Consider the following 20470-nt stretch of genomic DNA (forward strand, 5'->3'; position numbering starts at 1 on the left):
ACGCCCCGAAAATGCCTCGGCTTCCAAACCCCCGCCGAAGCCTTCATCCCGTTGCACTTCGAATGTGAATCCACACCCGGGTCAAGCCCGGGGTGACGTCGAAAATGACGACTACCGCGCCAGCGCCTCGGCGATCAGCTTGCGCGTATTGCCAATGCCGTACAGCGCGATGAAGCTGCCCATGCGCGGTCCCTGCGCCGTACCGAGCAGCGTTTCGTAACAGGCCCTGAACCAGTCGCGCAGCGATTCGAACCCGGCGGTCTTGCCGATTTCGTACACCGCGTTCTGGATCTGCTCCGCCCCGGCATCGGCGGGCATCGCCGCCAGTTCGGCATCGAGCCGTTCGAGCGCGGCGCGTTCGATGTCGGTCGGGGCGCGGCGTTCGGGTTTTTCCGCCACGTCGCGGGTGAACGCCAGCGCATGGTCGATCAGCGCGTCGAGCGCCGGATAGCGCTCCGCCGACGCATCCTCGACATAGTTCGCCAGATACCCCCACACCTGCGGCTTGGTCGCATCGCCCATCACGCCGACCAGGTTGAGCAGCAACCCGAAGGTCACCGGCAGCGTCTCGGCCGGCGGCGGACCGCCATGGATGTGGTGGACCGGATTGCCCAGCCGCTGTTCGACCGGCTGATCGGCGTAATTGGCGCGGAACTGCCAATATTCGTCGATCGCACGCGGGATCACGCCCAGATGCAGCTGCTTGGCCTTTTTCGGCTCGCGATAGGCGTAGAAGGCGACGCTTTCGGGCGGACCATAGGTCAGCCATTGTTCGAGGCTGAGGCCGTTGCCCTTCGACTTCGAAATCTTCTGGCCATGTTCGTCGAGGAACATCTCGTAATTGAAGCCCTCGGGCGGACGCGCGCCGAGTACGCGGGCGATCTTCGATGACTGGGTGACCGAGTCGATCAGATCCTTGCCCGCCATTTCGTAATCGACGCCGAGTGCGACCCAGCGCATCGCCCAGTCGACCTTCCATTGCAGCTTGGCACCGCCCGACAGGATCGATCGTTCGACGCGGGTGTCGCCGTCCAGGAACGCGACCATGCCGGTCTCCGCGTCGAGCACCTCGACCGGGACCTGCAACACGATGCCGCTGGTCGGTGAGATCGGCAGCACCGGCGAATAGGTCGCACGACGTTCGGCCCCCAGCGTCGGCAGCATGATGTCGAGGATCGCCTGATAGTGGCGCAGAATGCCCTTCAGCGCCGCGTCGAACCTGCCACCGCGATAATAATCGGTCGACGACGCGAATTCATAATCGAACCCATATTGGTCGAGGAAGCTGCGCAGCCGGGCGTTGTTGTGCGCGGCGAAGCTGGCATGCGTCCCGAACGGATCGGGAATTTCGCTCAGCGGCTTGCCCAGATGCTCGCGCAGCAGGTCGCCATTGGGCACATTGTCCGGCACCTTGCGCAGGCCGTCCATGTCGTCCGAAAACGCGATCAGGCGGGTCGGCTGATCCGATAATTCCATGAACGCCTTGCGGACCATCGTCGTTCGCAGCACTTCGTTGAACGTACCGATATGCGGCAACCCCGACGGACCATAGCCGGTTTCGAACAGGACCGGTTCGCCACCCGGCTTTCCGTCCGGATAGCGCTTCAACAGCTTGCGCGCCTCTTCATACGGCCAAGCTTTTGAAACCAATGCTGCATTGCGGATGTCTGGGTGGGTCATCCGATCCCGATACGCGCTCGGCCGCAATATTTCCACCTGTTGCGATGCAACCATGCCGCCGGTTGGGCGTAGCGTGGAGCGATGATCGTTTCCGACGCACCCCGCCTGCCCCGTATCGTCGCCGAAGTGTGGAAACCGGCGCTCGCCCTGTTCGTCTGGGACGTGATCGTCACCGTCGTGTACTTCGTGTTGCCGTTCAAGGCCCCGTCGCTGCCGCTGACGATCTTCGGTTCGGCGCTGGCGCTGTTTCTCGGCTTCCGGGTGAACTCGGCCTATGCCCGGTGGTGGGAGGCGCGATCGCTCTGGGGGTTGATGATCAACGCGTCGCGCAACCTCGCGCGCGGCGCGATCTCGTATATCGGGCCGGAAAACGAAGGGCAGAAGCGCGATCTGAAACGGTCGATCGTGCTGCGGCATATCGCCTATGTTCACGCGCTGCGCTGCCAGTTGCGCAAGCTGGATTCGAAGGACGAGGTGCATCGCCTGCTGTCGCGTGACGAGGCGGGCGAGCCGCTGGGGCGGACCAACGTCGCCAACGGGCTGCTCGACGGTACCGGTTCGCGCATCGCCGAGGCGCAGCGCCGCGGATGGATCGACAGTATCCAGCAGACCGGCCTCGAAAGCGTGCTGATCGACATCGCCAACGCGCAGGGCGGCATGGAGCGGATCAAGAACACGCCGCTGCCGGTGCAGTATCGGTTCCTGCCGTCGCTGTTTACGAAGCTGTTCTGCATCGTGCTGCCGATCGGGCTGGTCGAAACGCTGGGTATCGCCACGCCGCTTGGGTCGGGTCTGGCCGGGCTGATGTTCCTTGCGGTGTTGCAGATCGGCGAGGATCTGGCCGATCCGTTCGCCAACACCATCCACGACCTGCCGCTGACTGCGATGTGCCGGACGATCGAGATCGACCTGTTGCAGGCGATCGGCGATCCGGCCCCGCAACCGCTGACCCCGGACAAGGGCGTGTTGTGGTGACGGAACGCGCCGCCGGCTGAACGGGTTGGGCCATCGACGGAGGATGACGATGGCCGACGAGCACAAACCGACGAAGAAGATGGCGGCGAACGCCGAAAAGGGCCTGAAGCTGCACGAGACCTTCGATCGCGGCGGGACCGAGGTCGGGGTGAAGCGGGCGAAGCAGATCGTCGACGGCGGCCCGATGTCCGATGACGACGTCAAATCGATGCACAGCTATTTCGCGCGCCACGGCGTCGACAAGGATACCAGGGCGCATCGCTGGGGCGACGATGACGATCCCTCGGCGGGCTATATCGCGTGGCTGCTCTGGGGCGGTGACGAAGGCAAGGAATGGGCGGACCGCCAGCGCGAGAAGATCGACGCCTGACATCCTCCCCGGCACGGGGAGGGGGACCATGCGCAGCATGGTGGAGGGGGGTGTCCTCGTACGGAGCGGTTGCATTGCGCGGCGATCCCCCTCCACCGTCCTGCGGACGGTCCCCCTCCCCGTACCGGGGAGGATTTGGCGCGTTCCACTTCCGTTCCGGCGGCTCTCGCGGTAAGGCGTTCCGATGCTCTCCTACCCCGCCCTGCACGCCAGCCATTCGGGCGTCTGGATCGCCGATGCCACGGGCACGCGCGAGGTCAGCCGGGGGGAGGCGATCGCGCTGGTCGCCGATACCCCGACCATCGTCCTCAACGCGCCGTTGATCGGCCAGCGGCTGGGCTATGCCGAACTGTCGGGGCTCGACCTGCTCGAACTGTTCGCGTTCGTCCACCCGGCGCGGTTCGCGGTGCCGACGCCGAAGGGGATCGCGCAGGCGCTGAAGCTGACGCTGCCGGCCGAGGAAGCGGGCGTCGCGGCGCTGCTGCGCGATGCGGCGGCGGAACTGATCGCGACCGCGTCTGCGCCATGGCCCGAACAGGAAGGGGCGTGGACCGCCGCGCAATCGCTGTTCCGCCTGCGCTGGCCATGGGCACCGGCCTTGGGACAGGTGCTGCCGAAACCCGCCACCGCCGAACGCTGGCTGTTCTCGAAGCTGCCCGAATGGGAGGAAGCGCCACCGCGGGGTGCGCCGCGGACGGTGACGCTGTCCCCCGATGCGATCGCCGAACGGCTGGCCACCCTGACCGGTCAGGGTGCCGAGCCGCGCCCCGGCCAGCGCGCGTTCGCCGCCGCCGCCGCCGACGCCTTTGCCCCGCGCGTCGCCCGCGACACGCCCAATCTGGTACTGGCAGAGGCAGGAACCGGCATCGGCAAGACGCTCGGCTATCTCTCGCCCGCGTCGCTGTGGTCGGAGGCCGCCGATGGCGCGGTGTGGGTATCAACCTTTACCAAGGCACTGCAACGCCAGCTCGCACAGGAAAGCGAACGCGTCTTTCCCGATCCCGCCGAACGCCGCGCCCGCGTCGTGACGCGCAAGGGGCGTGAGAATTATCTGTGCCTGCTCAATCTCGAAGACGCGTTGCAGGGCGGGTTTCAGGGGCGGGCGGCGGTGCTGGCGCACCTCGTCGCGCGCTGGGCGGCGTATAGCGCCGATGGCGACATGGTCGGCGGCGACCTGCCCGGCTGGCTGCCGACATTGTTCCGCCGCAACGGATCGACCGCGCTGACCGACCGGCGCGGTGAATGCATCTATGCCGGTTGCCCTCATTACCGGAAATGCTTCATCGAACGTGCGGCGCGGGCGTCAGCACAGGCCGATATCGTCATCGCCAACCATGCGCTGGTGATGGTCAACGCCGCGCGCGGGCGTGAGACCGGCACGCGCCCGACCCGCTACGTGTTCGACGAAGGCCATCACCTGTTTGATGCCGCCGATGCGATGTTCTCCGCCGCGCTGACCGGCATGGAGGCGATCGAGATCCGCCGCTGGGTATTGGGGCCGGAGGGCGGCGGGCGCGGACGGCGGCGGGGCCTCGCGGCGCGGCTGTCCGATGTCGCCAGCTATGACGCGGCAGGCGGCGAGGCGGTGGCGGCGGCGGTCGATGCCGCGCGGCTGCTGCCCGCCGATGGCTGGCTGGCGCGCGTGCAGGAGGGCGATCCGTTCGGCCCGGTCGAGGAATTGCTGGCCTGCGTGCGCGGCGCGGTGTTCGCGCGCGCCAAGGATGGCGAGGCGGGCTATGGTCTGGAGACCGAACTGACCGAACCGCCGCCCGAACTGGTCGATGCCGCCGGGCCGGCCGCGCAGGCACTGGATGCACTGCTGCGCCCGCTGATCGCGCTCGGCAAGCGGCTGGAAGCGGTGCTGACCGAGGGGCCGGACTGGATGGACGGCCCGGCGCGCGCGCGGATCGAGGGGGCGATCGCTTCGCTCGGCTGGCGGGCGGAGACGGTCGCGGCATGGGGGCGGCTGCTGGCGCGGGTCGGCGGGCCGGTCGATCCCGATTTCGTCGACTGGCTGACCGTCGAACGGGTCGAGGGGCGCGAATATGACATGGGGCTGCACCGCCACTGGCTCGATCCCGGCCGCCCCTTTGCCGAAACGGTGCTGAAGCCCGCGCATGGCGTCTTGGTGACCTCCGCGACGCTGCGCGCGGGCGGCGACTGGACGCAGGCCGATGCGCGGGTCGGTGCGCCGCACCTCATGCGCCCGCCGACCCATTTCGCCGCGACCAGCCCGTTCGCCTATGCGACCCAAGCCGAGGCGCTGATCGTCACCGATGTGAAGCGTGGCGACCTGCCCGCGCTCGCCAATGCGTATGGCCGGTTGATCGTCGCCGCGGGGGGCGGCACGCTGGGGCTGTTCACCGCGATCCGGCGGCTGCGCGGCGTCCATGCGCGCATCGCCGACCGCCTCGCGCGCGACGGATTGCCGCTCTACGCGCAGCATGTCGACCCGATCGACACCGGTACGTTGGTCGACATCTTCCGCGACGACCCGCGCGCCTCGCTGATCGGCACCGATGCGCTGCGCGACGGGGTCGATGTGCCCGGTCATTCGCTGCGGATGGTGGTGATGGAGGGGGTGCCATGGGTAAAGCCCGGCGTGCTCCATGCCGCGCGGCGACTGGCGGGGGGTGGCAGCGCCTATGACGACCGGATGGTGCGCGCGCGGCTGGCACAGGCGTTCGGGCGGCTGATCCGGCGCGCCGACGATCGCGGGCTGTTCGTGCTGCTGTCGGCGGCGATGCCGTCGCGGCTGCTGGGCGCGTTCCCCGATGGGACACCGGTCAGCCGCTGCACGCTGGACGAAGCGGTCGCGCGTGCCCTTTCCTTGAGCGCGGAAGTCGGGCATGGGGCGCATGCCCTGCCGATGGAGCCCTTGCCATGAAGACGCTGACGCTGCTGCGCCACGCCAAGTCGAGCTCGGACGATGCCATCCTGCGCGATTTCGACCGGCCGCTGAACGCGAAGGGCGCACGGGCCGCGACAGCGATGGGCGCGCATGTGCGGCAACTGGGCCTCAAATTCGATCATCTGGTCGCCAGCCCCGCGACCCGCGTCGTCGAGACGCTCGATCATTTCCGGCGCGGCTATGGCACGTTGCCCGACGAACAGAGCAACCGCGCGCTGTATCTGGCTTCGGAGGGAACGTTGCTCGATACCGTCCGAGCGTTGCCCGCCACTGTCGATCGCGCGCTGCTGGTCGGGCATAATCCGGGGCTGGAGGATCTGGTCCTGCTACTGTCGGCCGAGAGCAACCCGCTGCGCGGCACGGTCGAGGAGAAGTTTCCGACCGCCAGCGTCGCGGTGCTGGAGCTGGACGGCGATTGGGCCAGCGCCGGTGATGGCTGCGGGCATCTGGTCACGTTCGTGCGGCCCCGCGATCTGGACCCGAGCCTGGGGCCGGGGCACGATTAGAGGCGATTGCGCCGGTTCGGAGGCAACGTCCACCCCAGCGAAGGCTGGGGTATCCCGGTTGTGTGCGGGGCAAGAGCCGCACGAGGCCCCAGCGTTTGATCCATCTGCATAGATAACGTCACCCCAGCGAAGGCCGGGGTCTCAAGCGGCTCCTGCCGCGTGCTGTCATCGGGAGATCCCAGCCTTCGCTGGGATGACGCCCGGTTCGATGTGGCTGGATCAGACGCCAGCCTTTGCTGGGGCGACGCCAGTAACAAAGGTTCAGCGCGCCGCCATTCGCCGGGCGAAGTGGATTTCCACCGCCTGCGTCACGCTTTTCGCGATCGCCCGCCGCCCCTCCGCCGAATCGAGCCGCTTCGCATCTCCCTCGTTCGACAGATAGCCGGTTTCGAACAGGATCGATGGCAGGTCGGGGGCCTTGAGCACCATCAGCGACGCCATGCGGTGGTAATTGGATTTGAGCGGGATCACGCCCTTCGCTTCACGCCCGAGCAACCGCGCGAAGCCCGCCGATTCATTCATCGTCTCGCGCTGCGTCAGGTCGATCAGGATCGATGAGATGTCGGCCGGTTGCCGGCCGAGATCGACCCCTGCGAGGATATCGGCCTTGTTCTCGCGCGCGGCCAGCCGGGCGGCTTCGCGGTCCGATGCAACTTCGGACAGGGTGTAGATGCTGGCTCCGCTGGCGTCAGGGTTATCCGCACTGTCGCAATGGACCGAGATGAACAGGCTGCCGCCCAGTCGACGGGCGATCGCATAGCGTTCCTGCAACACCAGAAACTGGTCGCGATCGCGCGTCATCGCGACACGGACGCGCCCCCCGGCCAGCAGCGCGTCGCGGATCGCCCGCGCGGTCTTGAGCGTCAGATCCTTTTCCCGCAGGCCGCCATGCGGCGAGATCGCGCCGGGATCATGGCCGCCATGGCCGGCGTCGATCACGACCAGCGGCCGATCGGCGTCGCCCTCTACCCGTGGCAATGGCAGGCCACGGCGCGGGCGTGCGACGGGTACGGCGACACTGGCGGTCGCGCGTTGCCGCCGGTCGACGACCATCGCCGCCGACGATGCCACCGGCACGATCGCGCCGACCACCGGCTGCTGCTGGAACCGCATGCGGCCGGCACCCGCCGCCCGCGCGAAACGCTGTACGGTCACCGGCCGCAGGTCCAGCGTCAGGCGGCGTCCGCCGTCCGAAAAACTGCCGCCGGTAACCATCGCCGATTCGGTCAGGTCGAGCACGATCCGGCTGCCGCCATCGCCGCGCACGCCCTGCCGGATCGCGCGTACCGATCCACCGGCATTGCTGCGGCCACCGGGGCGGATACCGTCGAGGTCGACGACGATACGATCGGGACCGGCCATGGTGAAGCTGCTGGCACCATGCGCCGGGGCGTCGAAGCGCAGGACGATGCGGTCGTTCGCCACGTCGACCACATCAACGCGCTGCGCGGCGGCAGGCGATGCGAGCGTCGCGCACGACAGGATCAGCGCGGCCGCATGCAGCGCGCCTGCCCGTCCAATCCCGAAGATGGTCCAGCGCAAAGCCATGACGAAGCGCCTCTTCCCCCTGTTCGCGAACCATGCCGTATCGGCACGTGGTTCAAACGGCCCCTAATAACCCTGGTAAAACTTAATTTAACCTAAATCACCGGCAAAGATAACCGTGTAAGGAAGCATGCCCGCGCTGTTGCCGTTCACGATGACGAATGCTACGCCTGTGCCCACGTCGGTCCCGGGCCTGTCCCAGCGGAACCGATGCGACATCCCGCGCGCAACCGCCTGCGGGATTTATTCAGGTTGATGTTCGCATGTGGCAATTTCCGTCCCGTACCGCCTGTGCCGCTGTCGCGGTCGGCGTCGGGGCGACGGTTGTCCGCCCGGAAATTCCCGGACTGCCCGTGCGAGCAGACGCATATCCCAGCAATCGCGCGCAGGCACCGGGCATGGACCCCGCCGCGCGTTTAGGCGCGCCGACTGGCACAGCCGTCCCGCGCGCCCGGAGACACTATCATGACCACGCGGATGTTGATCGACGCTCGCCACCGGGAGGAAACCCGGGTCGCCGTCGTCAAGGGTAACCGGATCGAGGAATTCGATTTCGAATCGGCCGAGCGCAAGCAGCTCAAGGGCAATATCTACCTCGCCAAGGTGACGCGGGTCGAACCGTCGCTGCAGGCGGCGTTCGTCGATTACGGCGGCAATCGCCACGGCTTCCTCGCCTTCAGCGAGATCCACCCGGACTATTACCAGATCCCGAAGGAAGATCGCGACGCGCTGCTGGCCGAAGAAGCCGCGCACGCCGCCGAGGAAGCCGCGCTGCGCGCCGGCGACCATGACGACGACGTCGATTATGACGATCACGACCATGACGACGATGCCGAAGGCGGCGTCGAGGTCGTCGAGCGTGACGAGGACGAGGACGACCGTCACGACGACGAGGAAGGCGAGGACGCCCCCGCCCCGCGTCCGCGCAAGGGCGGCGGCGACGATGCCGCGGTCGAGGCACTGCGCCAGCGCCGGCTGAACCTGCGTCGTCGCTACAAGATCCAGGACGTCATCCGCCGCCGGCAGGTGCTGCTGGTGCAGGTCGTCAAGGAAGAGCGCGGCAACAAGGGTGCGGCGCTGACGACCTATCTGTCGCTCGCCGGCCGCTATTGCGTGCTGATGCCCAACACCGCGCATGGCGGCGGCATTTCGCGCAAGATCAGCTCGGCCGCCGATCGCAAGCGGTTGAAGTCGATCATGGCCGAACTGACGCTGCCGGCGTCGATGGGCTGCATTGTCCGCACCGCCGGGCTCCAGCGCTCGCGCCAGGAGATCAAGCGCGACTTCGATTATCTCGCGCGGCTGTGGGACGGGATTCGCGACCAGACGCTGACCTCGTCGGCGCCCGCTTTGGTCTATGGCGACAGCGACCTGATCAAGCGCGCCATCCGCGACATCTATAACAAGGATGTCGACGAGGTGATCGTCGAGGGCGAGGACGGGTTCCGCCACGCCAAGGAATATATGCGGTTGCTGATGCCCGCGCATGCGCGCCGGGTGAAGCAGTATGCCGACGCCGTGCCGCTGTTCCAGCGCGCGCATGTCGAGGATCAGCTGGCCGCGATGTACAATCCGGTCGTGCAGCTGAAATCGGGCGGCTATCTGGTCATCAACCCGACCGAGGCATTGGTGTCGATCGACATCAACTCGGGGCGCTCGACCCGCGAGCACAATATCGAGCAGACCGCCACCGCGACCAACCTCGAGGCGGCGCAGGAAATCGCCCGCCAGCTGCGGCTGCGCGACATGGCCGGTCTGGTCGTCATCGACTTCATCGACATGGACCATGGCTCCAACGTCCGTAAGGTCGAGAAGGCGATGAAGGAGGCGCTGAAGAACGATCGCGCCCGCATCCAGGTCGGCCGTATCTCCGCCTTCGGCCTGATGGAAATGAGCCGCCAGCGGCTGCGCACCGGCGTGCTGGAGGCATCGACCCGCCAGTGCCCGCATTGCGAGGGCACGGGCCTGGTCCGCACCGCGTCGTCGGCGGGCCTGTCGGCGCTGCGCCTGATCGAGGACGAGGCCGCGCGCGGTCGCGGATCGCTGATCGTGCTGCGCGCCAGCCAGGAGGCGGCCTTCTATGTCCTGAACAAGAAGCGCGCCGATATCGCCGAGGTCGAGGACCGCTATGGCGTGACGGTCGAGATCGTGCCCGATGCCGAGATCGAGGGCGCGCGCATGGCGGTCGAAGCCTCCGGCCCGCCGCCGGCGCATCCGCCCAAGATCGAGCCGCTGGTCATCGTCGACGATGAAGACGATGCCTATGAGGACATCGAGGACGAGATCGACGAGGAGATCGAGGAAGACGCGGTCGAGGAAACCGCCCGTCCGCCGCGCAGCGATGACGAGGGCGAAGGTCGTGGCAAGCGCCGCCGCCGTCGTCGCGGCCGTCGCGGTCGCAACCGTGAGGAAGGCGACGTCGAGGGCGAAGCCGGCGACGATGCCGATATCGAATCGGATGGTGACGACGCGGTCGACGCCGATGACGAGACGGTCGATGCCGTTGTCGTCGACGCCGAGACGGATGAAAGCGACGTCGCCGACGATGCCGCGCCCGAAACCGAAACCGCCGATGATGGTAGCCGGCGCAAGCGTCGCCGGCGTGGTCGCCGCGGTGGTCGTCGTGGCGACGGTGCGTTCGATGCCGCCGACGGTGCGGGGGCGGTCGCCGACCTCCCGGTCGAGGACGATGTTGCCGAACCGGCGGTGGTTGCCGAACCCGCCGCAGCGGAACCGGTCGTCGAGCCCGACCTGGTCGAAGCCGAACCGACGCCCGCGCCCAAGCGGACCCGTCGCCGCCCGAGCGCACGTGCGAAGGTCGAGACCAATGCCGAGCCGACGCCGGCCGAACCGGTGACCATCGAGGCAGGCGATGCCGCGCCGTTCGTGGTGCCCGCACCGGTCGAGCCCCCGGTCGCCGAGGTCGAGCCGGCCGCCGAAGCCCCCAAGCCGAAGCGGACGCGTCGTCGCAAGGCCGATGCCGAGCCGGCCGTGGTCGAGGAAGCACCGGCTCCGGTCGAGGCCGAAGCAGAAGCAACCCCTGCCCCCAAGAAGCGCCGTGCACCGCGTCGCAAGCCTGCCGAAACGGCGGACGTGACCGAAGCGGCTGCTACGGCGGAACCCGAAACAGTCGCTGCCGAACCGGAACCCGAAGAAACGCCGGCGAACGAGGAAGCGGCCGCCGATGGCGAAAACCCATCGCCCCGTCGCGGCTGGTGGCAGCGCACCTTCGGCAACTGATCGCGACGATCCTTGCCAGTGACGAAAGGGCGGCCTCAACGGGCCGCCCTTTTTTTACGCCTGAAGCGGTTTCCGATCAGGTTGGAGGATTGGCCCGCCGCGTCACCGGTCGCGTACCGGGCAATGACGGCGATGCAACAGGATTGATAACTGCGCTACCGCTGGGCCAACGGCGCGCGAATCAGAGCGTCGCATCGCACGTCGATGCGTACCGACAGCCCGTCCCGCCGCCAGTCGCGCGTGATCGTCCCTGCCAATTGCTGTTCGATGCTGAGCGTCGCCAAGCGCGTGCCGAAACCGGCGGTGTCCGGCACGTGATCGATCGCCGGCCCACCCGTTTCGCGCCAATCGATCGTCACCTGTTCCCCGTCGCGCCGGGTCTCGATCGTCACCGCGCCCTCGGGTGTCGACAATGCGCCATATTTGGCGGCGTTGGTCGCCAGTTCGTGGAACATCAGCGCGATCGGCGTTGCCCCGCGATCATCGAGCGGGACGTCATCGCCACTCACCCGCCACTGACGGTCGGCATAAGGTGACAGGAGTTCACGCAGCACATGATGCAGGGTCGCGTCGCCGACAGTCGGCCGCGAAACATCGCTGTGCGGCCGGGCCAAATTATGCGCCGCGCCCAGTGCCGCGATCCGCTTGGCAAGATCGTCGGCAAACCCGCGCATCGCCGGCATCTGCCGCGCCGACATGCGGATCAGTCCGCTGATGATCGCGAAAATGTTCCTGATGCGGTGGCTGAGTTCACGGCTGAGGATATCATTCTGTTCGGCGGCGCGCTTGGCCGAATCGATGTCGGTACAGGTTCCGATCCAGCGCACGATCCGTCCATCGCCGTCCCGCACCGGCAAGGCACGGCCCAGCACCCAGCGAAAGGTGCCGCTGCGATGGCGCAGCCGATATTCGATCTCATAGGCTTCGCCGGTCCGCAGGCTGTGCCGCCACCGTTCCCATGCCCGTTCCTGGTCATCGGGATGGAACATGCCGTTCCATTCCTCGCCATCGGTCGAGCCGGCCGGCATGCCGGTGAAGCGATACCATTGGGCGTTGTAGAAATCGTGAAAGCCGTCCGGCCGGGTGGCCCACACCATCTGCGGCATGGCATTGGTCAGCGTATCCAGTTCGGCCTGCGCCGCGACCTGCGCGCTGTCCGCATGGCGTTGCCGAACGGCGTCGCCGGCCGTGACGAACCAGCGGGGGCGGCCTTGTGGGTCAGGCGTGGTGGGCGTGACCATGAAGTCGATAGTGCCGTTACCGGTCCGATCGCAGCAGCCGATAATCAGCGGAAACGCTCCCCCGGCGGCCGTGCCGGCGGCCCATGCCGTCATGGTCGCGTCGCGCGTCTCCGGTGGCAAGGATCCGGTCCAAAGATCACCGATCGATACCGTATCGATCTCCGCATGCCAGCGACGATTGCCCCACAGGAGCCGTCCATCGCGATCGGCGATCCACGCCAGTACCGGCATTCTTTCCACGATGTCTTGCCAGACAGGATCGTTCGCGTCCGATACCGGCAACTCCATTACCTATTTGCCTCTCTGTTTTTGCGGCGCACCATCGTCGTTCGAACATTGTCCGGTCCGGCATAATCTACTGCGAATATTCGTGTTCCGGTTGTTCGATCCCGATGCGATCGGCGGTTTCAGATCAACCTGGGTTAAACAATTGACGACGACGGGTTGAAAGCGGCAGAATATTTCTCATACTCTGACCAAATCTTCCTTTGATCCAGATCGGACCTATTGACCCGAAGGTTCAGGCAACGCAAAGGCCAGTCCAGAAAAGGAGAACTCCATGTCCGAAGACGGTTCCGAACTGAACGCGATCGAACTAGCCACCGAACTGACCATCGCCTGGTTGAACAACGGCAATAACCGTGTCGCCGCCGAGGATGTTCCGGCGTTCCTGCAAACCATGCACGCGACGGTTCTGGGCCTGGCTTCGGGCAATGTCGAACCGGAAGAGGCCGCGCCGCAGCAGGACCATGTTGCCGCCGTTTCGGTGCGCAAGTCGCTGGCGTCGAAAGACCACATCATTTCGATGATCGACGGCAAGCCGTACAAGACGCTGCGCCGTCATTTGGCCGGACACGGTCTGACCCCGGAAACCTATCGCGAACGCTATGGCCTGCGTCCCGACTATCCGATGGTCGCCGAAACCTATTCGCAGAGCCGCCGCGACATGGCCAAGCGCATCGGGCTAGGTCGCAAGGCGCGCAATGCCGACACCGGTGAAGCCGCCGCCGAGGGCGATGCCGGCGACGCACCGCGCCGTCGTGGTCGCAAGCCCAAGGCTGCTGAATAAACAGGAACGGGGCGGCCATCGTGCCGCCCCGTCCCTTATGTGCGCGGCACGATCGCGCCGTCGGACCAGCGATGGGTGCACAGTTGTGCCTCGGGCGTGTCGTCGGCGTCGAGCGCCGAGACCGTCACCCAGCCTTCGCTGCGCAGGCGCGCCGCCGCCGCCGGATCGATACCGATCGGCAGGAACAGCCGCCGCCGATCCTTTGCAGCCAAACCGGCATCGAGCAGCGCATCGGCGTAGAGCGAGAAGCCGACCGCCGGTTCCTCGCGGCCGTCGGCATGGCACACCATATAGCTGCCGCCCCGCCCGATCTCGCCCAGCACCCCCTGCGCGAACAGCGAGAAGCCGAGCCAGCTCTGGTATTCGAAGCCGTGCCGCTCGGTCGGATCGAGCGTCACCGCGACGCGGCCGGCCAGCGTCGCCGCCACCGCCTCGATCGCGTCGAGCCGGGACGCCAGCCGTCCGGCCTGATCGGTCGCGCGCAACCGGGCGAGCGCGGTGTTGAACGGCCCCGCTGCCTCGACCAGCGGCAGATAGGCCGGATCGATCGCGGCGACGCGACCGGCATCCTTCGCATCCAGCGCCGCGATCAGCGCGGCATGCTGTGGCCCCGGCGGATCGCCGGCCAAGGTCGCGACCAGATCGGGCAGCGTGAAGTCGATCGAGATGCCGGTGACGCCCGCCGCCGCCAGCGCCTCGACCGCGACGGTCACGATCTCGGTCGCTGCCGCCACGCTGTCGCGGCCGATCAACTCGGCCCCCATCTGTCGCGATGCCCGCCGGGGAGCCAGTTCGCCCGCGCGCAATTTCAGCACCGGACCGGCATAGGACAGCCGCACCGGGCGTGGGTGGTGGCCCATCCGCGTCGCGGCGATCCGTGCGACCTGTGCGGTGATGTCGGGACGGATCGCCAGCGTCCGCTGGCTGACCGGATCGACGAAGCGCACCGCATCGGTCGCCGCCGTGCCCTTCAACCGACCAGCCAGCCCCGCCTCGAACTCGGCGAGCGGCGGATCGACCTGTTCATAGCCATAGCCATGCGCGACGCCGAGCACCGCCCCTTCGAACCGGCGCAGGCCGTCGGCGGCGGGGGGCAGGCGGTCGTGAAACCCTTCGGGCAGGAGGCCGGTATCGTTCATGGAGTTTCCCCTAGCGCGAGTCGGCGAGCGGTGAAACCGGGGACTACATCCGCCCAGCCAACCACGTCACCTCGGGGGCATAATGTGGTCGTGCCAACGCAAACGGGCTGCCGGATCGCTCCGACAGCCCGTCCGCTCACAACAACGAACCGATCAGAACGTCAGCGGCATCACCGTCTTGACGCCCGGAAGCGCGCGGACCTTCGCCACCAGTTCCGGCGTCACCGCTTCGTCGACCGACAACAGCACCACCGCTTCGCCACCGGCATCGCGGCGGCCGAGGTGGAAGGTACCGATGTTCACGCCCGCTTCGCCCAGCGTCGTGCCGATGCGGCCGATGAAACCGGGCGCGTCTTCGTTGACGACATAGAGCATATGGCCGGCCAGATCGGCCTCGACCTTGATGCCGAACAGTTCGACCAGCCGCGGCTGGGCGTTGCCGAACAACGTGCCGGCGACCGAACGCTCGCCTGCTTCGGTCTTGAGGCTGACGCGGATCAGCGTGTGGTAATCACCCTCGCGGTCGTTGCGGACTTCGCGCACCTCGATGCCGCGTTCCTTGGCGAGGAACGGGGCGTTGACCATGTTCACCGTGTCCGACTGGACGCGCAGGAACCCGGCCAGCACCGCGCCGACGATCGGCTTCTGGTTCAGTTCGGCGGCGGCACCTTCGCTGTGCACCGATACGCGGGCGATCGCGCCAGTGGTCAGCTGCCCGACGAGGCTGCCCAGCTTTTCGGCAAGCGCCATATAGGGTTTCAGGCGCGGTGCCTCTTCGGCCGACAGCGACGGCATGTTCAGCGCGTTGGTGACGCCGCCCGATACCAGGAAATCGGCCATCTGTTCGGCGACCTGAATCGCGACGTTGACCTGCGCTTCGCTGGTCGACGCGCCCAGATGCGGGGTCGAGACGAAGTTCGGCGTGTTGAACAACGGCGACTCCTTTGCCGGTTCCTGCGCGAACACATCCAGCGCCGCACCCCCGACATGACCGCTGTCGAGTGCCGCCTTCAACGCGACCTCGTCGACCAGACCGCCGCGCGCGCAGTTGATGATGCGCACGCCCTTCTTGGTCTTGGCGATGTTCTCCGCCGACAGGATGTTGCGGGTCTGGTCGGTCAGCGGCGTGTGCAGCGTGATGAAGTCGGCACGCGCCAGCAGCTGGTCCAACTCGACCTTCTCTACGCCGATCTCGATCGCGCGTTCGGGCGACAGGAACGGGTCGAAGGCGATGACCTTCATCTTCAGCCCCTGCGCGCGATCGGCGACGATCGACCCGATATTGCCGGCTCCGATCAGACCCAGCGTCTTGGCCGTCAGCTCGACGCCCATGAAGCGGTTCTTTTCCCACTTGCCGGCCTGCGTCGAGGCATCGGCCTCGGGCAGCTGACGCGCGAGCGCGAACATCAGCGCGATGGCGTGTTCGGCGGTGGTGATCGAGTTGCCGAACGGCGTGTTCATCACGACGACACCGGCAGCCGAGGCGGCGGGGATATCGACGTTATCGACACCGATACCGGCGCGGCCGACGACTTTCAGGTTCTTGGCCGCGTCGAGGATCGCCTTGGTCACCTTGGTCGAGCTGCGAATGGCGAGACCGTCATAGTCGCCGATGATCGCGATCAGTTCTTCGGGCGTCTTGCCGGTGATTTCGTCCACCTCGACCCCGCGTTCGCGGAAGATCTGGGCGGCTTTGGGGTCCATCTTGTCGGAAATCAGTACCTTGGGCATGTCATGTCTCCCTCTCCCCTGCAGGGGAGAGGGCCGGGGAGAGGGGCAGTGCCGCGCAACCCGGCCCTATTGATTGTTAGGATAACGAGAGAGGCAGTCCCCTCTCCCAACCCTCTCCCCTGAAGGGGAGAGGGCTATTGGTTCAGGCCGCCTTCGCCGTCGCGTAGGCCCAGTCGAGCCACGGCCCGAGCGCCTCGATATCCGCCGTATCGACGGTCGCGCCGCACCAGATGCGCAGGCCCGCCGGCGCATCGCGGTATCCCGCGACATCATAGGCAGCATGTTCAGCTTCTAGCAGCGACGCCATCTTCTTGATCAGCCCCTCGTCGGCACCCTCGACGGTCAGGCAGACGCTGGTCTTCGACCGGGTCGCCGGATCAGCGGCAAGATGGCCGAGCCAGTCACGCTCGGCGACGATCTTGTCGAGCGCGGCGGCATTGGCATCGCTACGCGCGATCAGGCCGTCAGTACCCAGCGACTTCGCCCATTCGAGGCTGAAGATCGCGTCCTCGACCGCCAGCATCGACGGCGTGTTGATCGTCTCGCCCTTGAACACGCCTTCGGTCAGCTTGCCCTTCGACACGAGGCGGAAGACCTTCGGCAGCGGCCAGGCGGGAGTATAGGTTTCGAGCCGTTCGACGGCGCGCGGGCCGAGGATCAGGACGCCATGCGCGCCTTCGCCACCCAGCACCTTCTGCCAGGAGAAGGTCGCGACGTCGATCTTCGCCCAGTCGATGTCATAGGCGAACACCCCCGACGTCGCATCGGCGAACGACAGGCCTTCGCGGTCCGCCGGAATGAAATCGGCGTTCGGCACGCGCACGCCGCTGGTGGTGCCGTTCCACGTGAACAGGACGTCGCTGGTCCAGTCGATCGCGGCCAGATCGGGCAGCTGGCCATAGTCGGCGCGCACGACGGTCGGATCGATCTTCAACTGCTTGACCGCGTCGGTCACCCAGCCTTCGCCGAAGCTTTCCCATGCGAGCGCGGTGACGGGACGTGCGCCGAGCATCGTCCACATCGCCATTTCGAACGCGCCGGTGTCGGAACCGGGGACGATGCCGATGCGATGGGTGTCGGGCAGCTTGAGCAGTTCGCGCATCAGGTCGATGCAAACTTGCAGACGCTGCTTGCCGATCTTCGAACGGTGCGACCGGCCGAGGCTGACGGGGTTGAGGCGGTCGGCGGACCAGCCCGGCGGCTTGGCACAAGGCCCGGACGAGAAATACGGGCGAGCGGGAGTCGTAGCCGGCTTAGGCGGAAGATCAGTCATGTCAGTCTCTCCTCACAGAGAGCACGCGCTGCGTTGGGACAGCGTGGCCCGCCGCGGCCATTACCGGCGTGTCTTGTCCGATACAACCCATGTTGTTGCGCCGATGCGACCAAAGACGCACGATCTTTGCGGGAACCGTCCGCGACTCGCCGCGTTGCGTTCTGTTGATATGTCCATAGCGTACCCATCCTCGGCCACCGTTCTCATCGTCGAGGATGAAATGCTGGTCGCGATCGATCTGGAAGCGTCGCTGGAAGAGCATGGCTATCGGCCGGTCGGCATCGCCGCCGATATGATCGGGGCGATGGAATTGGCCGTGGCACGGCCCGACGTCGCTCTGGTCGACTGCAATCTGCGCGACGGACCGACCGGCCCGATGATCGGACGATTGCTGGGCTGCAATTATGGCACGACGGTCATCTTCCTGACCGCCAACCCGAATTTGCTGAACGACGGTATCGAAGGCGCGTTGGGCGTCGTCTCCAAGCCATGCGGTTACGAATCAGTCGGTCGGATCGTCGATTTCGCGGTGCGTGCGCGTGCCGGCGACCTTTCCGCGCCGCCGACGGGGATCAAGCTGTTCGGCAATCATCGTGAGATGGTGGCGAGCGCTTAACCTCCAGTTCAGCGCGCCGCGCCCACACGCGGCGTTGACCCGCGTCCGGCCCTTCGCCGATAAGGACATCCATGAAGCGCGCGCTGGGCGGCATCGCTGCCGCCATTCTCCTGTTCGTACAGCCGGCCGCCGCGCAATCAGTGCTGCGCGATGCCGAGACCGAGGCGTTGCTGAACGATATGTCGCGGCCGATCGCGGTGGCGGCGGGACTCGATCCGCGCAATTTCAACGTCGTGTTGCTGCAGGACAAGTCGATCAACGCCTTCGTCGCGGGTGGTCAGACGGTCTATGTCCATTCGGGACTGATCGACGCGGCCGACGACGCGAACGAGGTACAGGGCGTAATCGCCCATGAAATCGGCCATATCGTCGGCGGGCACGTGCCGCTGGCCGGGCGCGGCATGGCACCTGCGACCGGCATCACCGTCTTGAGCCTGTTGCTGGGCGTCGCGGCGATGGCGGCGGGTGCGGGAGAGGCGGGTGCAGGCATCCTCGCCGCCGGCCAACAAGCGGCGATGGGCAGCTATCTGGCGTTCAGCCGGACGCAGGAAAGCTCGGCCGACGCCGCCGGCACGCGGTTCCTGCGGAGTGCGAACATTTCGGGCGAGGGGATGCTGGACTTCTTCAAGAAGCTCCAGAACCTCGAATATCGCCTCGCGATCCCGCAGGACAACAGCTACCAGCGCACCCATCCGCTGAGTGGGGAGCGGATCGCCAATCTGACGCAGGATGTTCAATCTTCGCCGTCGTTCAAGGTTAAGACCGACCCCGCGCTGGAAATCCGGTTCAAGCGGGTGCAGGCGAAGCTGCGCGGCTATGTCAGCGATCCCAAGGATACGCTGCGCCGCTATCCGGCCACCGACCAGAGCATCTATGCGCATTATGCCCGCGCCTATGCCTATCACAAATCGGGCTATCCCGAGCAGGCGGCGGACGAGACGCTGGCGCTGGTCAAATCGACGCCCGACGACCCCTATTTCCTTGAACTCGAAGGGCAGATCCTGCTCGAATCGGGCAAAGCCAAGGAAGCATTGTCGGCGCTGCGCGAGGCGACCGAGCGGACACGGTCGTCGCCGCTGATCGCCGCCAGTTTCGGCCATGCGCTGATCGCGGCGGAGGACCCGGCGCTGCTGGACGAAGCCGAACGGGTGCTGAAACAGGCGGTGGCGCGCGACAACCAGAACCCGTTCGCCTGGTACCAGCTGAGCATCCTGTACGAACGACGCGGCGATCCGGCGCGCGTCGCGCTGGCGATGGCGGAATATACGTCGCTGATCGGCGACACCGGCATGGCGCTGGCCAGTGCGCGGCGGGCGATGGCGCTGTTGCCGCAGGGGTCGCGCGACTGGATCAGGGCACAGGATATACAGATGACGTCGCAGACCGCGTTCGAGGAAGAGAAGCGCAATCGCAGGCGGCGGGGCTGACCATGGGCCGGTCGGGCAATATCGCGATGCTGGCGGCAGCAGCGCTGGCGGGTGCGGGCGGCGCGATCGTCGCGCAACGGGTCGCGACCGATCGCGCGGCGACCGAGACGGTGGTGCGCGACTATATCCTCGCCAATCCCGAAATTCTGCCCGAAGCACTGCGGCGGTTGCAGGCGAAGCAGGCCGGGCTGGCAGTCGCGGCCAACCGCGCGGCGATCGTCGAACCCTTTCCGGGGGCGGTCGCGGGCAATCCGAACGGCGATGTCAGCGTCGTCGCCTATCTCGATTATGCCTGCGGCTTCTGCCGCGCCAGCCTGCCCGCGATTACCGGCCTGATCGCGAGCGACCCGAACGTCCGGATCGTCTACCGCGAATTGCCGATCCTGTCGCAGGGCAGCCGCACCGCCGCCGAATGGGCATTGGCCGCGGCGTTGCAGGGCAAGTTCAAACCGTTCCACGACGCGCTCTACGCCGCCGGCCGGGTCGATGCCGAATCGATCGAGGCGGCGGCGGGGACCGCGAAGCTCGACATGAACGCCGCGCGCGCCGCGATCGCATCGCCGCAGATCGCGGGAGAAATCGAACGCAATATGAAGGTCATGAGCCTGCTCGGCTTCAGCGGTACGCCGTCGTGGGTGGTGGGTGATCAGGTGCTGGGCGGTGCGCAGACGCTTCCGGCGTTGCAGGCAGCGGTCGCGGAAGCGCGCAAGGCAAAATCGGCACCCGCCGTCTAGCGCAGAACCGAAC

At 66.7% G+C, this 20470-nt stretch carries 15 protein-coding genes; 9 read left to right on the plus strand and 6 right to left on the minus strand.

From position 1 onward, the window contains the following. Positions 1–111: 111 nt before the first annotated feature. Positions 112–1680 (minus strand): lysine--tRNA ligase, encoded by a 1569-nt coding sequence (locus tag ASE50_RS11070; RefSeq protein WP_056400149.1) that lies wholly within the window; start codon positions 1678–1680, stop codon positions 112–114. An 81-nt stretch (positions 1681–1761) separates the two neighbouring features. Between ASE50_RS11070 and ASE50_RS11075 the strand changes: the two genes are divergently transcribed. The 4 genes from ASE50_RS11075 (at position 1762) to ASE50_RS11090 (ending at position 6442) form a co-directional block, all read left to right on the plus strand. After that, on the plus strand, positions 1762–2655 hold the full coding sequence (locus ASE50_RS11075) for a bestrophin family protein (protein WP_056400082.1): 894 nt from the start codon (positions 1762–1764) through the stop codon (positions 2653–2655). A gap of 43 nt (positions 2656–2698) precedes the next feature. Then, on the plus strand, positions 2699–3025 hold the full coding sequence (locus tag ASE50_RS11080) for a hypothetical protein (RefSeq protein WP_056400085.1): 327 nt from the start codon (positions 2699–2701) through the stop codon (positions 3023–3025). Between the two features lie 184 nt (positions 3026–3209). After that, a complete protein-coding gene (locus ASE50_RS11085; protein WP_056400087.1) occupies positions 3210–5912 on the plus strand; it encodes an ATP-dependent DNA helicase in 2703 nt (900 codons plus the stop codon). Then, entirely contained in the window at positions 5909–6442 is a 534-nt protein-coding gene (locus ASE50_RS11090; RefSeq protein ID WP_056400094.1) for a SixA phosphatase family protein, read from the plus strand. The genes ASE50_RS11085 and ASE50_RS11090 overlap by 4 nt, the downstream gene beginning before the upstream one ends. A 261-nt stretch (positions 6443–6703) precedes the next feature. On the opposite strand, the gene ASE50_RS11095 is transcribed toward ASE50_RS11090, so the two are convergent. After that, on the minus strand, positions 6704–7990 hold the full coding sequence (locus tag ASE50_RS11095) for an N-acetylmuramoyl-L-alanine amidase (protein WP_056400099.1): 1287 nt from the start codon (positions 7988–7990) through the stop codon (positions 6704–6706). A gap of 462 nt (positions 7991–8452) precedes the next feature. On the opposite strand from ASE50_RS11095, the gene ASE50_RS11100 reads away from it, so the two are divergent. Continuing rightward, positions 8453–11227, plus strand: coding sequence for an Rne/Rng family ribonuclease (locus ASE50_RS11100; protein ID WP_200909511.1), 2775 nt, complete (start codon positions 8453–8455; stop codon positions 11225–11227). Positions 11228–11382: 155 nt separating this feature from the next. On the opposite strand, the gene ASE50_RS11105 is transcribed toward ASE50_RS11100, so the two are convergent. Then, entirely contained in the window at positions 11383–12699 is a 1317-nt protein-coding gene (locus ASE50_RS11105; protein WP_056400103.1) for a sensor histidine kinase, read from the minus strand. A gap of 328 nt (positions 12700–13027) precedes the next feature. Between ASE50_RS11105 and ASE50_RS11110 the strand changes: the two genes are divergently transcribed. Then, a complete protein-coding gene (locus ASE50_RS11110; protein WP_056400106.1) occupies positions 13028–13537 on the plus strand; it encodes a MucR family transcriptional regulator in 510 nt (169 codons plus the stop codon). Between the two features lie 35 nt (positions 13538–13572). Here the strand turns inward: ASE50_RS11110 and ASE50_RS11115 are convergent, their stop codons facing one another. The 3 genes from ASE50_RS11115 to ASE50_RS11125 form a co-directional block, all read right to left on the minus strand. Continuing rightward, positions 13573–14676, minus strand: a complete 1104-nt coding sequence (locus ASE50_RS11115; protein WP_056400110.1) for an ATP phosphoribosyltransferase regulatory subunit — start codon at positions 14674–14676, stop codon at positions 13573–13575. A 153-nt stretch (positions 14677–14829) separates the two neighbouring features. Beyond that, positions 14830–16407, minus strand: coding sequence for a phosphoglycerate dehydrogenase (gene serA / locus ASE50_RS11120; RefSeq protein ID WP_056400113.1), 1578 nt, complete (start codon positions 16405–16407; stop codon positions 14830–14832). 142 nt (positions 16408–16549) lie between these two features. Beyond that, on the minus strand, positions 16550–17680 hold the full coding sequence (locus ASE50_RS11125) for a phosphoserine transaminase (protein WP_056400116.1): 1131 nt from the start codon (positions 17678–17680) through the stop codon (positions 16550–16552). 43 nt (positions 17681–17723) lie between these two features. Here ASE50_RS11125 and ASE50_RS18290 point away from each other — a divergent pair, with 43 nt between their 5' ends. The 3 genes from ASE50_RS18290 (at position 17724) to ASE50_RS11140 (ending at position 20457) form a co-directional block, all read left to right on the plus strand. Continuing rightward, complete coding sequence (locus ASE50_RS18290) at positions 17724–18296, plus strand: response regulator (protein ID WP_162236190.1); 573 nt, start codon at positions 17724–17726, stop codon at positions 18294–18296. 71 nt (positions 18297–18367) lie between these two features. Further along, entirely contained in the window at positions 18368–19723 is a 1356-nt protein-coding gene (locus tag ASE50_RS11135; RefSeq protein ID WP_056400123.1) for a M48 family metalloprotease, read from the plus strand. Positions 19724–19725: 2 nt separating this feature from the next. Next, entirely contained in the window at positions 19726–20457 is a 732-nt protein-coding gene (locus ASE50_RS11140; protein WP_056400127.1) for a DsbA family protein, read from the plus strand. The last annotated feature ends 13 nt before the right edge of the window (positions 20458–20470 follow it).

Origin of the sequence: Sphingomonas sp. Leaf5, from assembly GCF_001421155.1 — a bacterium.
Taxonomy (GTDB): domain Bacteria; phylum Pseudomonadota; class Alphaproteobacteria; order Sphingomonadales; family Sphingomonadaceae; genus Sphingomonas.